General features: G+C 63.9%; 1 protein-coding gene. It reads right to left on the reverse strand.

What is annotated here, in order from left to right:
* Positions 1-109: 109 nt before the first annotated feature.
* Positions 110-1441, reverse strand: coding sequence for an IS1182 family transposase (locus tag JQ632_RS39100; RefSeq protein ID WP_212408043.1), 1332 nt, complete (start codon positions 1439-1441; stop codon positions 110-112).
* Between the last annotated feature and the right edge of the window lie 78 nt (positions 1442-1519).

Consider the following 1519-nt stretch of genomic DNA (forward strand, 5'->3'; position numbering starts at 1 on the left):
CCGTAGAGCCTGTGAGCCAATTCGTTTTTCGGCATCGACATTGAGGGGCGTTAGCGCCCCTTGATGTCAGAAGCCTGCGGCATCCGGTCATCGTGTATGCGTCTGCGGTCTATGCTTTTGCGAGCCGGTGTCCCTGCAGGATGTTGTTGGTGAGGGCGTGCCAGAGCACGACGGCACGGACTTTCTCGATGCCGCGCACGGTCAATTGCCTGAGGTCCCAGTTCCGCCATCGGGCATGAATGCATTCGCAGATCGTGCGGGCTTGGTATTGTGCCTTGCCGGCCTCGCTGGCCATGCGGGCCCGCCAGGCCGCCACTCCAGGGCCGTCGCTGCTCCGGGGTAAAAAGGGATCGACACCGCTCCTGGATTTGGGCGGTGGACAGTAAACCTCGATGCCTTCGCCATGCGCCCATTCGATGTCCTCGCCACTGCAGAACCCACCATCGGCGAGGTAGCGGCGCGGCAAGCGCTTCAGCCGAGCGCGTGTTCGCTCGAGCATCGGTCGCATCAAGCCACGATCTGAGCCGCTGTTGTCGACATCGATCGCGACCACGATCAATTCGCCGGCCGCGCTGGCCACCTGCACATTGTAGGCCGGGCGGAAGCCGGCATCCGCCATCTTCATCACCCGCGCCTGCGGGTCGGTGGTGGAGGCCCGTGGCTCTTTTGGCTTTTTGCCGTTGCCGCCCTTGTCATCGAGCTGTTTTCGCTTGCGCTTGATCTCAGCCAGCGCGGCTTGCGCGGCCTGCACCCGCTCGCTGCGTTCCCGCGCCACGCGCTCTTTAGCCGCCCGGATACGCCGATTGCTGGCTTCCGGATCCGCATCGACCTCGCGCTTGAGCCCTTCCACCACGGCCTCGGCCTGTGCCAACTGCCGATCCAGCGTCGCCTCCCGCCGGAACGATCCGGTCCCGGCACTCGCCCGTATCCGCACCCCGTCCTGAGTCAGCTTCTCCAGATCGATCAACCCTGCCTCGTTCAGGGCTGCCAGATGTTCGACCAGCAAACGGTCGAGCAGGTCGGCGTAGCCGACCCGGAAGTCCGACAACGTGTGATAGTTCAAAGACACGCCCCCACAGAGCCAGCGGTAGACGTCGTGACTGTCGCAGAGCCGGTCCAGCGCTCGCGCACTGCCAACGCCGTCGCTCGTAGCGTACAGCCAAAGCGCCAGCAGCAACCGGGGCGATGGCGCCGGATGACCCGGCCTGTTCTCCCGCGCCTTGACGCGATCTTCCAGCTCGCTCAGATCGAGCCCTTCGACATAAGCCCAGATCACCCGCGCCGGATGATCCTGCCCGATCAGGCTATCGATATCGACCGCTCGTAGCTCGACCTGATCGCGCACGGGCTCACGCAGCCGAGGTGCGCCCCGCGGCACTGCTTCGGTCCGGGGCGCCGACTGTTCCGGCAACTCGCCAAAAAGGCTGTCGTCAGCCATCATTCTCTCCAGCAGATCAATCTGCTCAGAGAATCATATCCGCTCGACACTCGATATGGGAAAGAGTCACAGCCTCGTAGG

This window comes from Bradyrhizobium liaoningense, from assembly GCF_018130955.1.
Lineage (GTDB): Bacteria > Pseudomonadota > Alphaproteobacteria > Rhizobiales > Xanthobacteraceae > Bradyrhizobium > Bradyrhizobium liaoningense_C.